The sequence below is a fragment of the Vibrio sp. V15_P4S5T153 genome, from assembly GCF_963874485.1.
GTDB lineage: Bacteria > Pseudomonadota > Gammaproteobacteria > Enterobacterales > Vibrionaceae > Vibrio > Vibrio anguillarum.
Genome location: NZ_CAWNHR010000018.1, coordinates 105,240 through 111,492, shown reverse-complemented (window position 1 = coordinate 111,492; position 6,253 = coordinate 105,240). Strand labels below are relative to the sequence as shown.

Here is a 6,253-nt window from a genome sequence, read left to right as displayed (position 1 = left end):
GTTCACGTCAATCGATGTGAGGGGATGACGTGGCTCGTTGACGACGGTTGGCTTTTCGATCGCTCACTCTTTGTTGCCTGCTTTTCAATGCTTCGTTTGAGCTATCGACCTTTTCCGCCTTCGATAACCAAGCCGCGATTAAAGCCGGAGAGGGGTAGGCAAAAAGGTCGGTAACCGATAGCGGCATCGCCAGTGAATGTAAGGCGGTGTGTAGTTGAACCAGTTGCAAAGAGTTAGCCCCCGCATCAAAGAAGTTTTCTCTTTCGCTGATCGGTACATTCACAATCTGCTGAAACTGTTCGCGAATGGTTAAAATGGTTACCGGGTCGCCGCCGACTGGGGGCAAGATCGCTTCGTGGTTATCAAGCTTGCTTGGGCTGGGAATCAATCGAGTTACCCCTTGCGGTGCGGGAACCAGCAAGTTTAATGGCTGTGACCAAGACTCTGGTTGAGTCGCCAGCGTTTGCAACAGAGAGAGGTACTGGCTGAACATCTGTTCCAGTAAGGGCTGAGGCAATAATTCCTCGACGGCATCCCAGTTGAGGCAGAGTTGTCCTGAGGACTCATAGACTTGGTGATCCAACCATACCTGAGGGGTTTGTGATAGACCTCCTACCGGTTTAAGCCAACCCGAATCAGAGAGGAAATCGCGCTCAGAAGTGCCCAAGGCGCTGGTAAACACCACCGGCATAGTGGCGCTGGTACGCTGCTGCTGACGAGCCAATTCACGCATCACCCACACCGCAGAAACTTGGCTGTGTTTGAGATCGTTGACTAGCTGGTGTTGTAGACGCTGCAGGCTCGCGAGCCAATGCTGATCAGGCTGCCATGCGAGCAGCAGTAGGGTGGTGAAATCGCCCATGATCTGCCCAATATTTGGATGGACATCAGGTCTATCAAATAAAGTGAGGTTGAGGGTGAGTGCTTGCTGATCGCTCCAAGCGGAGAGGACACTGGCATATGCATTGATCAAGAGAGCCGATGGTGTGACTTGGTGTCTGGCGGCCAGCTTTTTCAAAGCTTGCCACTCTTGTGGAGACAGTGAGCCTGCGGCACGAATAAACTTAGGCTTGTGAATCTGGTTTGGATCACTTTGCAGAGGCAAAGCCGGGGGCGCAGGCAGATCGGCCAAGCGCTGCAGCCAATATTTTTTCGCCGTTGAACGTGTTTGCTCGGTGACCGCTTGTTGCTGCCATTCAACATAATCTCTAAAGGTGATCGCAAGCTCTGGTAAAGCAAGGTCGGGATTGTGGTAGAGCGCTTGCAGCTCAGAAAAGAAGATCTGCATGCTCAAGCCATCGAGCATCATATTATCGAGATTGACAAAAATTCGCGCCTCGCCGTGGGAAGCGCTAACCGCCTCAACCGTAAACAGCGGCCATAGCGCACTATTTTTTACCTGATGGGCTAATGCATCACGCAGGGCATTGGCTTGAAAACCATCAATATCATCCAATAAATGACAAGTCAGCGTAAAAGCAGGAACCTGAATCAAAACCTGCTGTTGATGATCACGCACTACGGCACGGAGCATATCGTGGCGCTGGATTAAGCGATTCATCGCTTGGTTAAAGCGCTCAACATCCAGTTGTTCAGCTCGAAACTCAATAAAGAATTGAGAGCTTATTTCTCCAAGTGCAAACCCAGATTGACGACCAACCCAATAGGCTTGCTGCACTTCCGTCATTGGGAAAGGCAGAAAACGCCGGCTGGGCTGTGCGACTAAAGGAGCAAGCGGGCTTGATTCATCAGCCGTCATTTCAATTAAACTGGCGGCGAATTGTGACAAAGTGGGATGGCTAAACAGAGCGGTTAAATCCGCCTGGTAACCCTGTTTGCGTAATTCCCCCATACAACGCGTTGCCAGTAAACTATCCCCTCCGATCAGGAAGAAATCACTGTCAGCTTGTAAATCTGAGCGATGAAATAACGCCTGCCAGACTTGAGCGACGATTTGCTCTTTGGTGGTCCGTACGGGTTGAGATTGTTCTTGCTGACGGCTGGTATCACGAGTGGATTCCATTAACGCTTTTCTATCGACTTTGCCATTTGTCGTGAGTGGCAGAGATTCAACAAAGGTAAAGCGTTTAGGCACCATATAAGCCGGTAGTAGTGAACTGAGTTTGGCGGATAATTGGCTGCTATCAGGGCTGAGCAAGACACGTTGATTTCTGAGCACATAAAGTCGTTGCTCTGTGGCCAGTGCCTCATGTTGTAAGTACAGTTTGGCGAGCTCAAAGTGGGTTGCGAGCTGCTGGTCCGATAAAAGAGTCGGGGCCTGTTGTAAAACCTGAGCACTGATCAAACTGGCTTCAGGTAAGCTTGCCATCTCATTGACCAACAGCATGGCTTCCGGCTTGAGTAATCGGGTGCTGTGTTGCAAATAGTCAATAGGGTTGGTTTGGCGGTGCAACACATTATTGAGTAGCACTACGTCAGCTTGCCCAACAAGTGTATCCAGATGAGTCAGTGAACCATGTTGGATTGTGACATGGCTAAAACGTTGTAAACGTTGTGCGGCACGTTGGGTGAAGCTTAATGAAGAGTCTAAGGCATAGTAATACAACTTTTCAGGACCGAGCGCAGAACAGATATGCTGTGCCAACAAGCCACTGCGCGCTTCGGTTTCAATCAAGACGATTGGTCTGCACAGTTGCTCTGCCAAGCTCGATATCGCCTTGATTGTGTTTGACAGCAAGGCTTGAAACGCTGGCGTTTTGAAGAGCATCACCTCAGGCGCAAGATCTGTCTCCAGTATCACAAAAGGGTCTGCTTGGCCGGTGATGATTTGTTGCAGCAGTGGGCTGACTTGAGAAAAATTTATGCAAAGTGCGCTGGTCTTTGGTTGTGCACTAGATTGAGAGACGAGTTGATAGTAGTGTTCAGCGCCTTGTTGCTCGGTGGTGGCGTAACCTCTAGAGCACAGCAGTTGCCACCACTGCTTAAAGAGTTCTAAATAGGGTGCACAGACACCATAAGATTGGGCGAGTTTGGCTAAAGGTTGAGCTTGCAGGCTATTAGGCAGCGTCTGTAGTAAATGCCAAGATAAGAAATCCGCAACCTGAGATCCGGTGTCCTCAATGTCGGTATTAGGCTGCATTTCGAAAAGCGTTGCATAATCTTGTGGCAGCCGTGGGTCGGATTTTAATTGCGAGCAGAGCGTGGTTCCTTCGAGCACCACCACACATTCCAGTTGTTTATCTCGGCTGCCGGCGAGCTCAGTGGCCAGAGTGACGCCATGACGCACACCTTGAATACGATTCAAGGCTGCATCAATCTCTCCCAGCTCAATGCGATGGCCCCCCACTTTGACTTGGTTATCTTTGCGGCCAAGGAACTCAAGAGTGCCGTCAGGCCAATAACAGCCCATATCTCCTGTACGATACCAACGTTGGATTTGATGGCTATCTGGACAAACAGCATGAACAAATTGTGTTGCTGTTCGCGGTTCATCATTCCAGTAACCTTGAGCAACCCCAAGACCCCCAATCCAAAGTTCACCTTGCACCCAATCAGGGCAGTCTCGGCCAGCCTCATCCACCACTCGATAAGCTTGATTGGTCAATGGGTAGCCATAAGGGATGGATCGCCAGTGCGGTTCAACGTGATTAACCAGATATTCGTTTGACCAAATCGCCGCCTCCGTTGCGCCGCCCATGGCACTGAAGGTACCGAGCGGACGGAAAGAGCGGTAGCGGCCGGGTAGCGAGAGATCAATCCAATCACCAGAGAGCATCACTGTTCTCAGTTGTTGCGGTGTGTTGAATTTCATCCCCTCGCAAAAAGTGAGGAACATGTCGAACAGCGCAGGCACACTATTCCAAAGCGTGACACTATGCTGCGTGACCAGTGAATTCCAAGCCATAGGATCACGAGTTTGCTGCTCTTTAGGTAGCACTAAGGCTCCGCCGGCCGATAACACACCGAAAATGTCATAAACCGAGAGGTCAAAATGCAGTGCAGCAACGGCGAATATTCGATCGGTATGGCAAACACGATGACGTTGGTTGATATCAAGACAAGTATTGAGCGCAGATTGGTGGGAGACTACCACCCCTTTCGGTGTCCCAGTTGAGCCGGAAGTGTAGATAATATAAGCCGCTTGCTCGGGTTGACATGAGTATGGCGATGTCTCAAGAGCAATATCGCCATGGGTTTGCCAATCAATGTGAGTGGCTGAGCTCCATGCAAACTTTTGCGCGCAGGTCTCACAGCGCAGCACAATGCGTACATTAGCACTCTCTTCAATCGCTTGACGACGGCTAAGAGGCTGATTAGGGGCAATAGGGACATAAACACCACCGGCGTGCAAAATAGCCAAAACGGCAACGATTTGTCCAACCCCTTTTTCCATACTGATGGCGACATGCTCACCACTTTGCATTCCAGCGTTGAGCAGTGTCTGGGCTAGCTGTTTGGCTTGGCTTACCAGATCGTTATAACTTAGGATTTGTTCCGCAGCGATAAGGGCGGTGTTGCTTGGGTTGGCTTGCGCTTGCTCAAAAATTCGCTGATGCAGTAAACCCTGAGGCGGCTCACTAGAGGTCTGATTACGTTCAGCCCGGATTTGGCGTTGGCTGGTTGGAAGCAAGTCTGGTAAGGGTGACCGCCATGCTGCTTGTCCTTGTAGTGTATGCTCAACCAACTGAATAAAGGCGCTAAACAGCGTATCCAGTAGACCTTGCGCAAACAGTTCATCCACCCCATCCCATTGCAGTGCAATACCATCACCTTGCTTAGATGCAACAAAATCGAGCCACACTTGTGGAGTTTGTGAAATTCCCCAACCGAGTTCACCCAGTGGGCTATGGGTATCATCACCAAATAGTGAATGGTTAAGATTACTAGTGAATACGATAGGGGCTCCGTAAGGATGGCTACCATGGCGTTTTAACTCACGCAACACCTCAACGCCAGACACAAAACGGTGTTCATAAATCTCAGCAAAACGTTGTTGCTGGGTTTGGCAAAGCTCAGCCAGACTGGCTTGGTTAATCTCGGTCGGTAAGAGCAGAATGTTAGTAAAGTCCGCGAGCATCTGCTGGACATGCTGGTTAAATGGGTGACAGTCAAATAAGGTTAGGTTAAGCAACAACTGGCTTTGCCCACTCCAACGTGACAGTACTGCTGCAAACAAAGTGGCAAGAGTCATGGTCGGTGTGACCTGATTGGCGGCGCAGAGCGTTTGCAGTTGTTGCCACTGAGTTGGATTTAACCAATGTTTACGCCGATGGAAAGTCGGTTTTTTAACTAAGGATGGGTCCTGCACTAAGGGTAAGTTGGGCGCAGGGGGCTGCAGGGGGGATTGCGTTTGCCAAAAATCATTAGCCGCCTTCTTTTGCGCCGCAAACTCTTGCTGTTCCTGCTGCAAATAACTGCAAAAATCATAATCGGAAGTATGAGTAGGCAAGGTTTTGTTTTGTAAGAGTAGCGAGAGCTCATTGAAAAACAAGCTAAAGCTGGAAGCATCCATCACCAGCAGATCAATGCTGACATACAGACGCCGCCGCTCATGAGAGAGTAAGGCAATCTGAAAATCGAAGGTTTGCCCATGTTCTACATCCAACACTTGATGACTCAATTGTTCACGAAGCGTCAGCATGGCTTGTTCAGCGTCATCATCGGTTAAATGACGTAAGTCGTGCACCGTAATATGGTATGGGGCGCTAGGCGCTTTCCAGCATTGAGTACCATCATTTTGGAAATGCACACAGAGCATGGGATGGCGTAGACGTAATTGATTCAGTGCCTGTTCAAGCGCGGAGGTTTCAAGACCGACACTATTAAACTCCTGATACAGATGACAACCATTGCCACCTAAGGCTTGCTGCGGATCACGGCCAATATAATAAGCCAGTTGTACCGAGGTCATTGCAAAGGGTGTTCCCTCTCTCATAGTGGGTAACAAGTTGGGTTGGCGTTGTTCACTGACCGCGCCAGCATTACCTGTGAGATTACCCGCGAGCTTGCTTTGAATAAGCTCACCAATTTGTGCCAATGTTGGATTTTGGTATATTTCTTTTAAGGTGAGCTTGCATCCGGCTCTGCGGCATTGATTTACCATACGCATCATCAGCATTGAATCGACCCCCAGCTCAAACAGATTGTCTGTTGCACTGATCGTGTCAATGGAGAGGCCTAATGATTGGCAAATTGCCTCTCGAAAGGTGGATAAAATCAGGTGTTGTTCTGACATAAGACATCATACCCCGGCAAATTTTAGGCAAAACTCTCCCGCCTGATGAACCGTGTC

1 protein-coding gene is annotated in these 6,253 nt (G+C 49.6%); it reads right to left on the bottom strand.

Annotated features, from left to right (window positions below; genetic code table 11):
- Window positions 1-7 precede the first annotated feature (7 nt).
- The gene (locus AACT42_RS16050; RefSeq protein ID WP_094133871.1) at window positions 8-6,196 is read right to left on the bottom strand and encodes a non-ribosomal peptide synthetase; all 6,189 of its coding nucleotides are present in this window, start codon (window positions 6,194-6,196) and stop codon (window positions 8-10) included.
- Between the last annotated feature and the right edge of the window lie 57 nt (window positions 6,197-6,253).

What these genes read in the sequence shown, in the direction of transcription:
- AACT42_RS16050 (WP_094133871.1), bottom strand. Translation starts at nt 6,196, where the DNA reads ATGTCAGAACAACACCTGATTTTATCCACCTTTCGAGAGGCAATTTGC.